The 13,685-nt window shown below is 60.2% G+C and carries 15 protein-coding genes; 10 read left to right on the forward strand and 5 right to left on the reverse strand.

Features of this window, described 5'->3' with window-relative positions; all coding sequences use genetic code 11:
- Window positions 1-71 precede the first annotated feature (71 nt).
- The 5 genes from gap to ACUIAI_RS02220 form a co-directional block, all read right to left on the reverse strand.
- Entirely contained in the window at window positions 72-1,127 is a 1,056-nt protein-coding gene (gene gap, locus ACUIAI_RS02200) for a type I glyceraldehyde-3-phosphate dehydrogenase (RefSeq protein WP_390133211.1), read from the reverse strand.
- Between the two features lie 189 nt (window positions 1,128-1,316).
- Entirely contained in the window at window positions 1,317-1,742 is a 426-nt protein-coding gene (locus ACUIAI_RS02205) for an arsenate reductase family protein (RefSeq protein WP_445342496.1), read from the reverse strand.
- 40 nt (window positions 1,743-1,782) lie between these two features.
- The gene (locus tag ACUIAI_RS02210) at window positions 1,783-2,577 is read right to left on the reverse strand and encodes a thiamine diphosphokinase (RefSeq protein WP_445342497.1); all 795 of its coding nucleotides are present in this window, start codon (window positions 2,575-2,577) and stop codon (window positions 1,783-1,785) included.
- Between the two features lie 14 nt (window positions 2,578-2,591).
- The gene (locus tag ACUIAI_RS02215; protein ID WP_254477030.1) at window positions 2,592-2,948 is read right to left on the reverse strand and encodes a branched-chain amino acid transporter permease; all 357 of its coding nucleotides are present in this window, start codon (window positions 2,946-2,948) and stop codon (window positions 2,592-2,594) included.
- A complete protein-coding gene (locus tag ACUIAI_RS02220) occupies window positions 2,945-3,682 on the reverse strand; it encodes an AzlC family ABC transporter permease (RefSeq protein ID WP_445342498.1) in 738 nt (245 codons plus the stop codon). Before ACUIAI_RS02220 ends, ACUIAI_RS02215 begins: the two co-directional genes overlap by 4 nt.
- Before the next feature lie 169 nt (window positions 3,683-3,851).
- On the opposite strand from ACUIAI_RS02220, the gene msrB reads away from it, so the two are divergent.
- The 10 genes from msrB (at window position 3,852) to scpB (ending at window position 13,632) form a co-directional block, all read left to right on the forward strand.
- The gene (gene msrB, locus ACUIAI_RS02225; protein ID WP_445342796.1) at window positions 3,852-4,829 is read left to right on the forward strand and encodes a peptide-methionine (R)-S-oxide reductase MsrB; all 978 of its coding nucleotides are present in this window, start codon (window positions 3,852-3,854) and stop codon (window positions 4,827-4,829) included.
- Between the two features lie 146 nt (window positions 4,830-4,975).
- Window positions 4,976-6,865 carry an asparagine synthase (glutamine-hydrolyzing) gene (asnB, locus tag ACUIAI_RS02230; RefSeq protein ID WP_445342499.1) on the forward strand — a complete coding sequence of 630 codons (1,890 nt, stop codon included), beginning with the start codon at window positions 4,976-4,978 and terminating at the stop codon, window positions 6,863-6,865.
- 236 nt (window positions 6,866-7,101) lie between these two features.
- Window positions 7,102-7,794 carry a translation initiation factor IF-3 gene (infC, locus tag ACUIAI_RS02235; protein ID WP_295907918.1) on the forward strand — a complete coding sequence of 231 codons (693 nt, stop codon included), beginning with the start codon at window positions 7,102-7,104 and terminating at the stop codon, window positions 7,792-7,794.
- Window positions 7,775-7,969, forward strand: coding sequence for a 50S ribosomal protein L35 (gene rpmI, locus ACUIAI_RS02240; RefSeq protein WP_015021617.1), 195 nt, complete (start codon window positions 7,775-7,777; stop codon window positions 7,967-7,969). The genes infC and rpmI overlap by 20 nt, the downstream gene beginning before the upstream one ends.
- Before the next feature lie 48 nt (window positions 7,970-8,017).
- The gene (gene rplT / locus ACUIAI_RS02245) at window positions 8,018-8,401 is read left to right on the forward strand and encodes a 50S ribosomal protein L20 (RefSeq protein ID WP_110412658.1); all 384 of its coding nucleotides are present in this window, start codon (window positions 8,018-8,020) and stop codon (window positions 8,399-8,401) included.
- 117 nt (window positions 8,402-8,518) lie between these two features.
- Window positions 8,519-10,279: a spermidine synthase gene (locus tag ACUIAI_RS02250; RefSeq protein ID WP_445342500.1), complete on the forward strand. Its 1,761-nt coding sequence runs from the start codon at window positions 8,519-8,521 to the stop codon at window positions 10,277-10,279.
- Between the two features lie 79 nt (window positions 10,280-10,358).
- Window positions 10,359-11,288 (forward strand): site-specific tyrosine recombinase XerD, encoded by a 930-nt coding sequence (gene xerD / locus ACUIAI_RS02255; protein WP_445342501.1) that lies wholly within the window; start codon window positions 10,359-10,361, stop codon window positions 11,286-11,288.
- 45 nt (window positions 11,289-11,333) lie between these two features.
- Window positions 11,334-12,173: a ParA family protein gene (locus ACUIAI_RS02260; protein ID WP_254477035.1), complete on the forward strand. Its 840-nt coding sequence runs from the start codon at window positions 11,334-11,336 to the stop codon at window positions 12,171-12,173.
- A complete protein-coding gene (locus ACUIAI_RS02265) occupies window positions 12,170-12,973 on the forward strand; it encodes a segregation and condensation protein A (protein ID WP_445342502.1) in 804 nt (267 codons plus the stop codon). The genes ACUIAI_RS02260 and ACUIAI_RS02265 overlap by 4 nt, the downstream gene beginning before the upstream one ends.
- On the forward strand, window positions 12,970-13,632 hold the full coding sequence (gene scpB, locus ACUIAI_RS02270) for an SMC-Scp complex subunit ScpB (RefSeq protein ID WP_445342503.1): 663 nt from the start codon (window positions 12,970-12,972) through the stop codon (window positions 13,630-13,632). Before ACUIAI_RS02265 ends, scpB begins: the two co-directional genes overlap by 4 nt.
- Window positions 13,633-13,685: the final 53 nt, after the last annotated feature.

A 13,685-nucleotide genomic window follows, 5' to 3' on the forward strand; every position in this document is an offset into this window, starting at 1 on the left:
CACAAGGGGTCCGTCCCCCGTATAGGGAACGGACCCCGTAAACGCTATGGCCGGAAGAACCGGCCGGATGCTCAGTCGCCCAGCTTGGCGAAGTAGAGCAGGGTGCGGATCATGTTGCTGGTGAAGCCATATTCGTTGTCGTAGAAGGCAACGGTGCGGACCAGCTGGTCGTCACCGTGGGTGTTGACATCGGTCTGGGTGGGATCGAAGACGCCACCGTGGGTGTCGCCGATCACATCGGAGGAGACGATGCCCTCGTCGTTGTAGCCGAAGTAGTCCTTGCCCTCGAAGGCCTTCTTGGCGGCGTCGTTGATCTCGTCGACGGTGACCTTCTTGTCCAGGACGCAGGTCAGCTCGGTGACGGAGCCGGAGGGAACGGCCACACGCTGTGCATGGCCCTGAAGCTTGCCGTCAACGGAGGGAACAACCTTGCCGATGGCCTTGGCGGCACCTGTGGAATGTTCGATGGTGTTGATGGCAGCTGCGCGGGTGTTGCGTGGTTTATTGCCCTTGGGGCCGTCCAGCAGCATCTGGGAGCCGGTGTAGGCGTGGATGGTGGTCATGTAGCCGATGCGGATGCCGAAGTTGTCATCCAGCATCTTGACCATGGCGGCCAGGGAGCCGGTGGTGCAGGAGCCGGCGGAGATGATCTTGTCGGAGGGCTTCAGAGTCTCCTGGTTGACGCCGTAGACCACGGTAGGAGTGGTGTCGTCCTTGGCTGGGGCGGAAATCAGAACCTTCTTGGCCCCGGCGTTCAGGTGGGCCTGGGACTTCTCGGCCGAGGTGTAGAAGCCGGTGCACTCCAGCACGTAGTCCACGCCGTCGTTCTTGACCCAGGGGATGTTGTTGGCATCCTTCTCGGCGTAGACCGGGTACTCCTTGCCATCCACTACAATGGCAGTGTCGGTGGAGGTGACCGAGACAGGGGTGCCATCGTCGTGACGGAAGGTGCCCTGGGTGCTGTCGTACTTGAGCAGATAGGCCAGAATGGCCGGGGTGGTCAGATCGTTGATGGCGGCAACCTCGATGTTGGAGGCGTCGCCGCCACGGGCCTGGAGCTCAAAGATGCGCCGGAAGGCCAGACGACCGATACGTCCGAATCCGTTGATGCCAATCTTTACTGTCATTCAATTCTCCCTTGGAGATTGGCCGTATACAGCACAAAAATTACCGGACCGTATATGGCCGATTACTGATAACATCTCATAGTTTATAGAACCCTGTGTACTTATAGCAAGCGATTACGCGGGTTGTGCCGAGGAAAAAACGAACAAAAAAAATGGTAGATTTTGTTGTTTGTTTGCGCAACAAAACGATCAGGAATTGTGAGAATTTTCGTTCGTATTGGCCAGCCAATCCTCCCACTGCTGCTGACGGAATCCGACCAGGACATGGCGGCCATCCAGCAGGATGGGACGCTTGACCAGCATGCCATCGGTGGAAAGCAGCTGCAGAGCCTGCTCCGTATCCATCTGCGGCAAGCGTTTGCTCAACCCCTGACTGCGATAAGCCTGACCTGAGGTGTTGAAGAATCGCCGGACGGGCAGGCCGCTCATGTCCAACCAAGCGGTCAGTTCATCCTGAGTGGGGCGGTCCTCCTTGATGTCGCGCTCGGTGAAGTCCACATTGTGGTCACGCAGCCAGGTGCGGGCCTTGGCGCAGGTGGAGCAGCGGCTGTAGCAGATGAAGAGCGGGTGTTCGGCTGTTGGTGCTGTTGATAGTGTGGTTGATGATTCCGCCATAGGTTTTCCTTTCCAAGTGGGATTCCAAGTCAAAGAGGGTTCACGCCAGCCGACGGGAGGGTCGAGTCTCCAGGGAGCCTAGGTCGGCCTTGGGTTCCAGGTTGGTGCTCCAGACCGGCTCGGGCGCCGAGGTGGGGTAGGCGACGAACACTGTTCCCTGTTTCAGTGCTATGTGGGCCGGTTTACCGGGCAGGAACTCGTTGCTGACACCAGTGACCTGCCGGTTGGTCATGGTCATGCCGTCCGTCTGGTATTTGAGGCCCTGCTCAACCACACCCAGAGCCTGGTCGTCGGCCGCCAGGACGGAGACCATGGACCTGGGCGGGCAGTCCCAGGCGGGAAAGTCCAGGCTTCCAGGGCCAAGAGCTGTGACCAGCATTCTCTGGCCCCAGAGTTCGGCCCGGCCACCGCTTGCAGCAATCAGATGGATCAGGTTCAGGTTGGCTAGCGTGTGGTCCATGCGCCCGCCCAGGCCGCCATATATAAGGAATCTTCGGCAACCGTACCGCCAGCCCACCTTGACTGCGGCCAGCAGGTCCGTGTCGTCTTTCTCAGCAGGCAGGACCCGGCGGGGGATGTCTGTACGCAGCTTCTGGCTGCCAGCGGGCAGGGAGTCGAAGTCGCCCACGACCAGTTCCGGCTCGTCATCGTGCTCCAGGGCCGGCTCCAGCCCGCCGTCCGCTGCGATGACCATGGCCTGTCCGCCGCGTGCCGTCTCTTCGCCAAAGTACTGTCCTGCGCCCCAAATCCGGCAGAGCGGTGCCTGACTCGCCTGGCCTGTACGGTCCGACTGACCGTCATCCTGCATAAGATTCTTCTTTCTGCGCTCGCCCATTGGACGCACACTCATCATCCCAGACCAACCAGACGGATCAGGAAGAGCAGCCACCCTTGCACCAGGGCCATGTAGGTCAGGGTGCCGCAGGCGATGCTGACCATCATGTTTCGCCAGCGCAGGTGGACCAGGGCTGTGACCAGCAGAGCCAGGGCCTGGTAGAGCCCGTGGTCGCCTCCGACCAGGTTGGTGTGCCTGAGCGAATAGACCACCAGCAGTCCCATGACGGCGGCTGGCAGTAGACGTCCCAGCCTGGTCACCAGGGCCGGTGGCCGACGTCCCTCCGGCCAGATTATGAAGGGCAGGAATCTGGTGGCCATGGTTCCCAGGACCACAATGCCTATGGTGATTAGTTGCTGTGCAGTGGTCATGAGGCCTCCCTTTGGCTGCGGAAGTCCAAGAAGATGAAGATGGCCAGGATGACCACCATGGACGGGATGATGAATCGGTCGGGTCCGAAGACAAGCAGGCAGGCCAGCGAAGCCAGCAGACCGATCAGGGCCGGCACGCGGGCCTCGGCCTGCCGCCACTGCTCCAGGAAGAGCACCAGGAACATGGCAGTCAGCACGAAATCCAGCCCCCGGGTGTCGAAGTTCGCCAGGTTGCCCAGCACAGCGCCCAGGGTGGCTCCGCCCACCCAGTAGATCTGATTAAGCAGGGTGACGAAGAAGAGGTACCAGCCCTTGTCGGTTCCGGCCGGGTGAGGGTCGGCGGACTCCAGGGCGAAGGTCTCATCGCACATCCCGAAAATCAGATAGGGCTTCTTCCAGCCCGTCCCTCGAAAGACCGGCAGCATGGCTAGGCCGTAGAAGAGATGCCGTGCATTGACCATTAGGGTCAGCATCAGCGCACCCCAGGGGTTGAAAGTGGACAAGAGCAGGTCCACGGTCACGAACTCCATGGACCCGGCATAGATCAGGGCGCTCATAGCCAGCGGGTAGATCACCGGGAATCCACGGCTGGTCATCAGAAAACCGTAGGAGGCTCCCAGCACCATGAATCCAGCCAAGATGGGGAGGGTCCGTGGAAAGGCTGCAGCCAGGGAGTCGAGGATGGTCCCGGAGGACTTCGCATCGTCGTCTGCCTCTTCCTGCGCTCGCTGCATGGTCAACCTCCTGGCTTCGATTTGGAAATGGTCATATGATAATTGCCTCTTGCGCCGCAGGGGCAGACTGGTCGACAATGTGAGAAGGCTGTCAAGAGGCTGGAAGGGCGGAATAGGGGCTCTCCGGCTCTTGTTGAACCTAACGATAGGCACCGGTACGTGAGGAGGAATCATGGACAAGAACAAGGTTTCGACCAACAACCTGGCCACGGTCGTCCTGGCTGGGGGATGCTTCTGGGGCATCGAGCGGTTCTTCCAAGAGGTGGACGGGATCATTGACACCCAGGTAGGATACGCCCAGTCCACAGTGCCCGCCCCCAGCTATGAGCAGGTCTGCAGCGGTGTCACCGACGCCGTGGAGAGTGTGCGGCTGACCTATGATCCCCAAACCGTCACTTTACGGACCCTGACCCTGCTTCTGTTGGATTTGATCGACCCATTCTCGGTGGATCGGCAGGGCAACGACCGGGGCAGGCAGTACCGCAGCGGCCTCTACTGGGATCCCGAGCATCGCGAGCAGGAGGAGCCCGTCTTCCGTCGCGTCTTGGAGGAGTTGGAGCGCCGGACCGGCCGTCATCCCGCTGTGCAGGTGGAGGCCCTGATCAACTTCTATCCGGCGGAGGAGTCCCACCAGGACTACCTGCTCAAGAACCCTGGCGGATACTGCCACATCCCCCTGGAGGCCATCGCCAATGCCGCTTCCCGCCAACGCTACATCGAGCGCATCTGGTCCCTGGACCCTGAAAGCTACGAGGTGACCCAGCACTCGGCCACCGAACGGCCCTTCACCAACGTCTACGACGGAGAGTTCCGTCCGGGCATCTATGTGGACGTGGTCAGCGGGCAGCCGCTCTTCTCCTCGGCCGACAAGTACGACTCGGGCTGTGGCTGGCCGGCATTTACCAAGCCTATTGACCCTCAACTGCTGGTCAATCGCAAGGATTACAAGTTGCTGGGTCGGCCCCGGATCGAAGTACGGACAGCACAGACCGGCATCCATCTGGGGCATGTCTTCGACGATGGCCCGGCTGACCGTGGCGGGCAGCGCTACTGCATGAATTCCGCCGCCCTACGATTCGTGCCGCGGGACCGGATGGAGGCGGAGGGCTACGGAGATTACCTGCCCCTGGTGGATGCAGCAATATAATGACAGTTCTGCTGTCATTGGCACGTCGGAGCTTTCAGCCCATGGGGGTTCCGGCGCAGTCTACTCATAAGGTTCGTTTGTTTCCTGTTTCTGTTGCCCTCTTGGTCTATTGTGGGCTCTTGGTGAACTAATAAGGAGTCAGGCCTATGTGCGGGATTGCTGGGTTCGTCAACGACGCCTCTGCTGAGGAAAAGACGGCAGTGCTTAAGCGGATGACAGATATCATCGCCCACCGTGGGCCTGACAGCGAGGGCCATTTCGTGGATGAGCGGGTAGCCTTGGGTTTTCGGCGCCTCAGCATCATCGATTTGCAGGGCGGCGACCAGCCCATCTTCAATGAGGACTCCTCCATGGCCATCACCATGAACGGGGAGATCTACAACTACCGCGAACTGCGCCGCCAACTGATCGACCTGGGCCATACTTTCTCCACCGAGTCGGACACCGAAGTCATCCTGCATGGTTACGAGCAGTGGGGCCACCAGGTTGTCAACCGTCTGCGTGGCATGTTCGCTTTCGTCATATGGGACCGTGGCCGCGGCGAGCTCTTCGGGGCCCGGGATCATTTCGGTATCAAGCCTTTTTATTACGCCCGGATGGGCGGTACTTTTATGTATGCCTCGGAGATCAAGAGTCTCTTGCAGCATCCAGATTTCCACAAGGAGCTCAACAACCAGGCCCTGCGTCCCTACATGACCTTCCAGTATTCGGCGCTCCCTGAGACTTTCTTCAAGGGCGTATTCAAACTTCCCGAGGGTCACTGGTTCACCTTTCGGGATGGAAAGATGGACATCCACCAGTATTACGATCCGGCATTTGGAGAGAGCAAGCAGAGCCTGAAGGACTTGGTCGACGCGATTGACAAGACCGTTCAGGACTCTGTCAAGGCCCACCAGGTAGCCGATGTGGAGGTGGGTTCCTTTCTCTCTTCGGGGGTGGACTCCAGCTATGTCACAGCCCTGGCACGTCCCCGGCATACCTATTCAATCGGATTTGGCAAGGGGACCTACAACGAGTCCGACCAGGCTAGCGAACTGGCCTCCATGCTCAATCTCAACAACACCAGCGAGTCCCTGGACGGCGACCAGGCCTTCAGCTACTTCCCACAGATCCAGTGGTACATGGACGAACCTGACTCGAATCCCTCCTGCGTGCCGCTCTTCTTCCTTTCCGAGCTGGCCAGCCGAGACCTGCGCGTAGTACTGAGCGGGGAGGGCGCCGACGAGCTCTTCGCCGGTTATATAGACTACGGGGTGCATACGCGCTCGCGCATCATCAAGGATGTCACCCGCCTTCTGGGACGATTGCCCCGCAAGGCTCGGTACGCTATCGGACGCTGGGCCAAGGGCAAGCACTTCCACGGAGCCTGGCACCTGTATGCCAACCTGGCCCCTGCTGAGGAGAATTTCATCGGTCAGGCCAGGGTCTTCGGCGAGGACGAGGCCGGAAAACTGCTCAAGCCGGCCTATCGCAAGGCTCCCAGAGTCTCTGAGATCACCGGAAGGATATATGCCCGACTCAAGGGGCGCAACTTGTCCGAGATTAAGAAGAAGCAGTATCTGGACATACATCAGTGGATGCCCGGGGACATCCTACTCAAGGCCGACAAGATGACCATGGCCCACTCGGTGGAGTTGCGGGTTCCCTTGCTGGACCGCAAGCTGATGGATGTGGCCGAGAAGGTGCCTACCAGATACCTGATCACTGATCAGAACACCAAGTTCACCTTCCGCAAGGCTGCTGACCGTCATATTCCCAGAGAGTGGTCCGCCAGAGAAAAGCTGGGCTTTCCCGTGCCAATCCGGGACTGGCTGCATCAGGAGCGTTACTATCGGCTGGTCCGCAGCCTGTTCGAGCAGGAGTGGGTGTCCGAGTTCTTCGACCAGGAGGCCCTGCTGCGGATGCTGGATGACAACTATGCCAAGCGCAACGATGCCCGCCGGAAGATCTGGACTGTTTACTCCTTCCTGACCTGGTATGACGTTTACTTCAACCACGACGGGGCCAAGCCAGGGTTGCTGGATCTTCATGCCTAGGGATCTGTCCTGAGGGCTGTGTTATACTATTATCCGGCTTGAGAAATCAAGAAAGCGGATGATCCCACCTGGGAGCCTTCCATGGCTTCGGGTTCGACCTGCGCCGGTAACGGCTGGTTGTCATTATGTGCGGTGCAGGCATTGGCTGTTTCGTTGCCGTACGGCTGCGAGGGCTATGTTCGAAACCTATGGGTTCTTCGCCGAGCAGTGGATGTTGTGGTATTTGAGAAGGAGTCATCATTAGCGACGAACCAAGGATTAACGACGATATACGAGTGTCTCAGGTACGCCTGATCGGGCCCAACGGCGAGCAGGTGGGAATCATTGCGACCTCCGTCGCCCTCAACCTGGCCAAGGAGGCCAACCTTGACCTGGTCGAGGTTGCACCCAAGGCCAAGCCTCCGGTCGCCAAGCTCATTGATTACGGCAAGTTCAAATACAACGAGAAGATCAAGGCTCGTGAGGCGCGCCGCAACCAGAGCATGTCGGAGATCAAGGAGATCCGCTTCAGATTGAAGATCGACGACCACGACTTCGAGGTCAAGGAGGGGCACGTGCGCCGCTTCCTGTCCGCCGGAGACAAGGTCAAGGTCACCATCATGCTGCGTGGGCGCGAGCAGTCCCGGCCCATCGGCGGTGTGGAGCTCCTGCGCAAGCTTGCTGACGATGTCGCGGATCTGGGCTCCATTGAGTTTGCCCCCAAGCAAGAGGGGCGCAACATCATCATGACCCTGTCGCCTAAGGGCAAGAAGGTTCACACCCAGTCCGAGCAGCGTCGGCGGGGCGGCCAGGCCCGCGCCGAGCGCAAAGCCCGTCAGGCGGCCCATCTGGCTGCCAAGGCCGACGAAAAGGAGACTGCGGGCTCCAACAATACTTCTTCCAAGCAGATGAAATCCAAGGAGGGCAGCAATGCCGAAGATGAAAAGTAACTCCGCCGCATCCAAGCGCGTCCGGACCACGGGTTCGGGCAAGCTCATGCACGCCGGGACCGGTATGCGCCACAATCTGGAGCACAAGTCGGCCAAGAAGCGTCGCCACCTGTCTACTGACGAGGTGCTCGCTCCGACCCAGTCCAAGAACATGAAGAGGATGCTGGCCCGCTGAGCGGGTGCTGTCGCGTCGAGTGAGATTTTAGAAAGCTGAGGAATATCTATGGCACGAGTCAAGCGGGCAGTCAACGCGCATAAGAAGCGTCGGGTCGTCCTGGAGCGTGCGTCAGGCTACCGTGGCCAGCGCTCTCGTCTTTACCGCAAGGCCAAGGAGCAGCTGCTCCATTCATATACATACAACTTCCGGGACCGCAAGGCCCGCAAGGGTGACTTCCGCAAGCTGTGGATCCAGCGCATCAACGCCGGATGCCGCGCCCAGGGAATCACATACAACCGCTTTATTCAAGGGCTGCGCCTGGCCGGGATCGAATTGGATCGCCGCGCTCTGGCCGACCTGGTCGTCAACGACATCGACACCTTCAACGCCATCGTGGCTGAGGCCAAGAAGGCCCTGCCTGCCGATGTGAACGCTCCGGTCACTGCTTGATCAGCGGATCTGGATACCGTATTTCAAGAACCTCGCCTTTGGCGGGGTTCTTTGCATATTTGACCATTTATCAGCGGGACGGTAAGTTGATTGACGACAATGATGCCGGGAGCCGCCATGAACGATGATCACAGCGTAGTCGAGTCGGCTGTCTCGGCAGAATCAGCAGTTCAAGCCAGTCCATCTCGCGGCAGCGGTAGATCCAAGCTAACCAAAATCAATCAGTCGCGCCCCATCCTTCGGTCGCGCATCTTTCTCTATGTAACGGAGTTTTTCTCGGGGATGGCCGTTATGGCCGCTGAGCTGGGGGCCTCCCGCCTGCTGGCTCCTTACTTCTCGTCTTCTCAGATTGTATGGACCATCATCATCGGGACCATCATGATCGCCCTGGCCCTGGGTGCCGTCGTCGGCGGCCGCTGGGCTGACCGGAACCCTGACCCGGACAGGCTCTACCTGAGCATTATGGCCGCGGCCGTCTGGATCGCCCTGATTCCTTTGGTCGGCAAGTATCTGATCATTCTGATTTCGGGACTGCTGATCGTGGCCGTCTCTACCAACTTCCTGGTCCTGGCGGCCTTTATCTCCTGCCTGATCATCTTTGTTCCGCCCCTCTTCCTCCTGGGCACCATCACACCGGGCCTGGTCAAGAGCGCCACCGACTCCCTGGACGATAACGCTTCGGTGGTCGGCCGGCTCAGCGCCTGCAATACCGTGGGATCCATCCTGGGCACCTTCCTGCCCACCTTTGTGACCATCCCTGCCGTGGGGACCTTCGTTACCTTTCTGATCTTCTCGGGGATATTGCTTCTGGTGGCCTTGGTCTATTTTCTTTCCTCCCATGCGCACCGCCTGGCCTGCCTGATCGCCACTGTGGCCTTTGTAGTCTCAGCTGCCCTCTCGCCAATGACGGGATTCGCATTCTGGGAGAAGGGCCTGGCCTATGAGGGCGAGTCCATCTACAACTATCTGCAGGTCAAAACCCTGGCGGATAGAACCATCCTTTCCACCAACGTTCTCTTCGGCGTCCAGTCGGTGACTATGAAGCATCCCGGGATGACCGGCATGTACTACGACACGGCTCTGGCAGCACCGCTCATGGCCGATCAGTCCCGCTCGGCTCTGATCCTGGGCATGGGGACCGGGACCTATGCCCGGCAACTGAGGCGGTACTATCCACGGATGGCCATCCAGGGGGTGGAGATTGACCAGGCCATCAGCAACCTGGCCATCAAGTATTTTGATCAGCCCTCCGATATTCAGGTTTCCACCTACGACGGCCGAGCCTGGCTGGCGGCCAACAGCCAGCACTACGACCTGATTATGGTCGATGCTTACCAGGACATCACCATACCCTTCCAGATGAGTTCCACCGAGTTCTTCACCCTGGTTAGGAACCACCTGAATCCGGGCGGGGTCATGGTGGTCAACATGAACATGATCGACGACGGTCAGGGGTCCATCAATGCGGCCCTGACCAATACCATCACCAGGGTCTTCGGCTCCGATGCCATCCTGACGGCCGATGTGCCCCAGACCACCAACCGCGAGCTCTTTGCACGTCGCCCTGTTTCCGCAGATTTCTCGGAAGCGGGAGGGGATAAGAGGAAGGCTATGAGGGACTATCCGGCCTCCGAACTACTGGCGGAGGAGGCAGCCAGGGTCAGCCCTGATCCGGACCTGTCCGAGATGATGGAGCAGGTCAGCTCCCGCCTGAGCACGGTTGGGGATATAAATGGGAGGGTATTGACTGATGACAATGCGCCAGTGGAGCTGCTGGGCATGCACGCCATTGACGGAATCATCAGCAGGGAGGCCGGCCCCTATCGACGGATTCTTCAGCAAGAAGGGATTCAAGGGCTGATTCGGGAAGTCTCTTGAGCGTTCGCTCCAATCCACAACGCGTTAGAATATGCTCTAAAGACCAGCACTGATGAAGAGAACCGGAGGTTAAGCGGTAGTGGACGGTGATCATCAGGAGGGGCTGACCGCTCTGCTGGATCAGTTCCTGGCCTACACTGGTCTGGAGCGGGGTCTTGCCCCCGCTACGGTCAAGGCTTATAAGTCCGATCTGAACATGTACATTCGCTGGCTGTCCGCTAGAGGCATCACCAGCGTGGAGCAGATTCGAACTGCCGATGTGGAGGGCTTTCTGGCCCATCTGGCCGATGAGAGCTCAGCCAGCCGCTCACGGAGGATGGCCGCTGTCCATGAGTGGCACCGGTTCGCCCTCAAGCAGGGGGTGACCGACCAGGATGTCTCTCGTACCGTCAAGGCTCCCAAGGGCACCTCGGCCCTGCCGGATGTGCTGGACGTGGACCAGGTGACCCGGCTGTTGGATGTGGCCGCCATGGGCGGGTCCAAGGATCCGGTGGTCCTGCGGGACAAGGCCCTGCTGGAATTCATGTACGCCACAGGCTGCCGGGTCTCGGAGGCCGTCGGCACCGACCTGGAGGACATGGACCTGGACGAGCGAGTAGTCCGTCTGACCGGCAAGGGCGACAAGCAGCGTTTGGTGCCCATGGGGTCCTACGCATGCCAGGCCATGCAGGCCTACTTGAATATGGGGCGGTCCCGCCTGTGTGATCGAGCCACCAAGAGCAGGGAGCTGAGGGCAGTCTTCCTCAACAAGCGGGGCAAGCGGCTGACTAGGCAGACCGTCTGGCAGGTGGTCAGGGACGCCGGTCGCCGGGCGGGCCTGAACAGACCTCTGCACCCCCACACTCTGCGGCACTCCTTCGCCACTCATCTGCTAGAGGGAGGCGCCGACGTGCGTTCGGTCCAAGAGCTGCTGGGCCATGCCTCGGTAACTACGACGCAAATCTACACACACGTCAGTCCCCAGGCCCTGATGGAGACCTACCAGACGGCCCATCCCCGCGCCCGCTGACCCGCCAACCCACGAAAGCGGTTGGAAACTTGATAGGGTAGAGGCATGCCTACGGATTTGTTAGGGCGCGAGTATGAGACGTTCGCTGCCCCGGAGCCTTTGAAACAGCACGGCCCGGCCCGTGTCCTCGCTATGTGCAACCAGAAGGGCGGCGTGGGCAAGACCACCTCATCAATCAATATCGCTGGGGCCATGTGTCAGTATGGGCGACGGGTGCTGATCGTGGACTTCGACCCTCAGGGCGCGGCCACCGTGGGTCTGGGCATCAATGCCAACAGTGTGGACAACACCATTTACACCGCTATGTTCGACCCTTCCCTGGATGTTCACGAGGTAGTCCGGCACACCCGTTTTGACGGTCTGGACATCATTCCGGCCAACATTGATTTATCGGCCGCTGAGATTCAGCTGGTCACCGAGGTCGGCAGAGAGCAGGCCCTGGCGGCTACCATCCGGCCCTTGCGACAGGAGTACGACGCTATCATCATCGACTGCCAGCCTTCGCTCGGCTTGCTGACCGTCAACGCACTGACTGCTGCGGACGGGGTCATCATTCCCGTGGCGGCCGAGTTCTTCGCCCTGCGTGGCGTGGCCTTGCTCATGCAATCCATAGAGAAGGTCCGCAGCCGCATCAACCCCGACCTGCAGATCTATGGGGTGTTGGTCACCATGTACACCAAGACCCTGCATTCGGACGAGGTGCTTCAGCGTATCTACGAGGCCTTCAAAGGCAAGGTTCTGCACTCCATCATCAGCCGGTCCATAAAGTTGCCCGACGCCACGGTGGCAGGTGAGCCCATCACCATGTTCGCCCCCGAGCACAAGACCGCCAAGGAGTATCGGGAGGTCGCCCGCGAGCTGATCGCCCGCGGCATCGTGGCGTGAGCGGATCAGCGGACGGCTTCGCCGTCGACCTGGATGTCTACCAGGGGCCCTTCGACCTGCTGCTGGCCATGCTGGCCAACCGAAAGCTCTCCCTGACGGAGGTTTCGCTGGCCTCCATCACTGGGGAGTTTCTGGACTACGTACGCACACTGGACTTCAGTCAGGGTCTGGACCAGGCCAGCGCCTTCCTGGACGTGGCATCTGTTCTGGTGGAGGCCAAGAGCGCTGCCCTCCTGCCTGTTGAGGACGAATCCATGCGCGACCAGGCCTCCATGGATGCCCTTCGGGAGCGTGATCTGCTCTTCGCCAGGCTTCTGCAGTACCGGGCATTCAAGCAGGCTGGACGGGACTTTCAAGCTAGGCTGGCCGCCAACTCGGGCCGATACCCGCATCCCGGGTATCTGGAGCCCCAGCTGGCCCATCTGCTGCCTGATCTGGTCTGGACCCTGAAGCCAGAGGATCTGGCCCTGCTCTGTGCCAATGCCCTGGTCAACGCTCCGGCCTCCCGTGTTCGTCTGGACCAGCTGCACATACCCTTGGTTGATTTGAACAAGGAGGCCGACCAGGTTCGCCAAGCCCTGCTGGCGCAGCCCGGGCAGCCTGTGGCCTTCGCCGATCTGGTCGCCTCCTCCCAGAGCCGGGCGCAGGTGGTGGCCCGATTTCTGGCTGTGCTGATTTTCTTCAGGCAGGAGCTGATCCAGTATCGTCAGGATGGTCCCTACCAGCCGCTCTACCTGCGCTGGGTTGGGCCTACCCAGGAGCCGGAAACGGCCTTGATCAGTGAGGGGGACTTCGCATGAGCCAATCCTCGGTTCCTGATACCCGTCCTGAATACGTTGACTTCGACGTACAGGACTTTCCCGGCGGACTGGCCGCCTGTCTGGAGGCCATTTTGGTGGCCACGGATCGGCCGCTGACTGCAGAGGACTTCTCCCGGGTGCTTGCCGTGGATCCGGGGCCTGTCAATTCCGCCCTGGAATCGTTGGCCGAATCCTATAGCGACCGAGGATTCGAACTGCGTCGGACCGCCCGAGGCTGGCAGCTGACCAGTCGGGCCGCTTACCAGCCCGTGGTGGCGGCCTTCGTCAAGGACGGTCAGACGGCCAGACTTTCCCAGGCGGCCCTGGAGGCCCTGGCCATCGTGGCCTATCGTCAGCCCATGACCCGTGCCCAGGTGGGCCAGATTCGCGGGGTCAACTCAGATGGGGTCATCCGGGCTCTGTTGGTGCGCGGCTTGGTTCGTGAGGAAGGCCTGGACGAGCAGACCCACGCCGCGTTGCTGGTTACCACCGACCTCTTCCTTGAACGGATGGGCCTGCAATCCTTGGAGGATCTGCCCTCCCTGGCCCCCTTCCTGCCTGATGAGGACTCTGCTCTGGCCCAGGCCCGCCAGGAGCTGTCTGGCCAGCCCGAATCCCCGGATCTTGCCCATGGTTCGTCCCAGGGCGAGGAGGAGTGAACGCCTGTCACACAAGGCGGTTACACTTGTCTCTGTTTGTCCAATTCCTGGAC

Source organism: Bifidobacterium sp. ESL0827 (assembly GCF_052606685.1).

What these genes read in the sequence shown, in the direction of transcription:
- gap (WP_390133211.1), bottom strand. Translation starts at nt 1,127, where the DNA reads ATGACAGTAAAGATTGGCATCAACGGATTCGGACGTATCGGTCGTCTG.
- ACUIAI_RS02205 (WP_445342496.1), bottom strand. Translation starts at nt 1,742, where the DNA reads ATGGCGGAATCATCAACCACACTATCAACAGCACCAACAGCCGAACAC.
- ACUIAI_RS02210 (WP_445342497.1), bottom strand. Translation starts at nt 2,577, where the DNA reads ATGGGCGAGCGCAGAAAGAAGAATCTTATGCAGGATGACGGTCAGTCG.
- ACUIAI_RS02215 (WP_254477030.1), bottom strand. Translation starts at nt 2,948, where the DNA reads ATGACCACTGCACAGCAACTAATCACCATAGGCATTGTGGTCCTGGGA.
- ACUIAI_RS02220 (WP_445342498.1), bottom strand. Translation starts at nt 3,682, where the DNA reads ATGCAGCGAGCGCAGGAAGAGGCAGACGACGATGCGAAGTCCTCCGGG.
- asnB (WP_445342499.1), top strand. Translation starts at nt 4,976, where the DNA reads ATGTGCGGGATTGCTGGGTTCGTCAACGACGCCTCTGCTGAGGAAAAG.
- rpmI (WP_015021617.1), top strand. Translation starts at nt 7,775, where the DNA reads ATGCCGAAGATGAAAAGTAACTCCGCCGCATCCAAGCGCGTCCGGACC.
- rplT (WP_110412658.1), top strand. Translation starts at nt 8,018, where the DNA reads ATGGCACGAGTCAAGCGGGCAGTCAACGCGCATAAGAAGCGTCGGGTC.
- ACUIAI_RS02250 (WP_445342500.1), top strand. Translation starts at nt 8,519, where the DNA reads ATGAACGATGATCACAGCGTAGTCGAGTCGGCTGTCTCGGCAGAATCA.
- ACUIAI_RS02260 (WP_254477035.1), top strand. Translation starts at nt 11,334, where the DNA reads ATGCCTACGGATTTGTTAGGGCGCGAGTATGAGACGTTCGCTGCCCCG.
- scpB (WP_445342503.1), top strand. Translation starts at nt 12,970, where the DNA reads ATGAGCCAATCCTCGGTTCCTGATACCCGTCCTGAATACGTTGACTTC.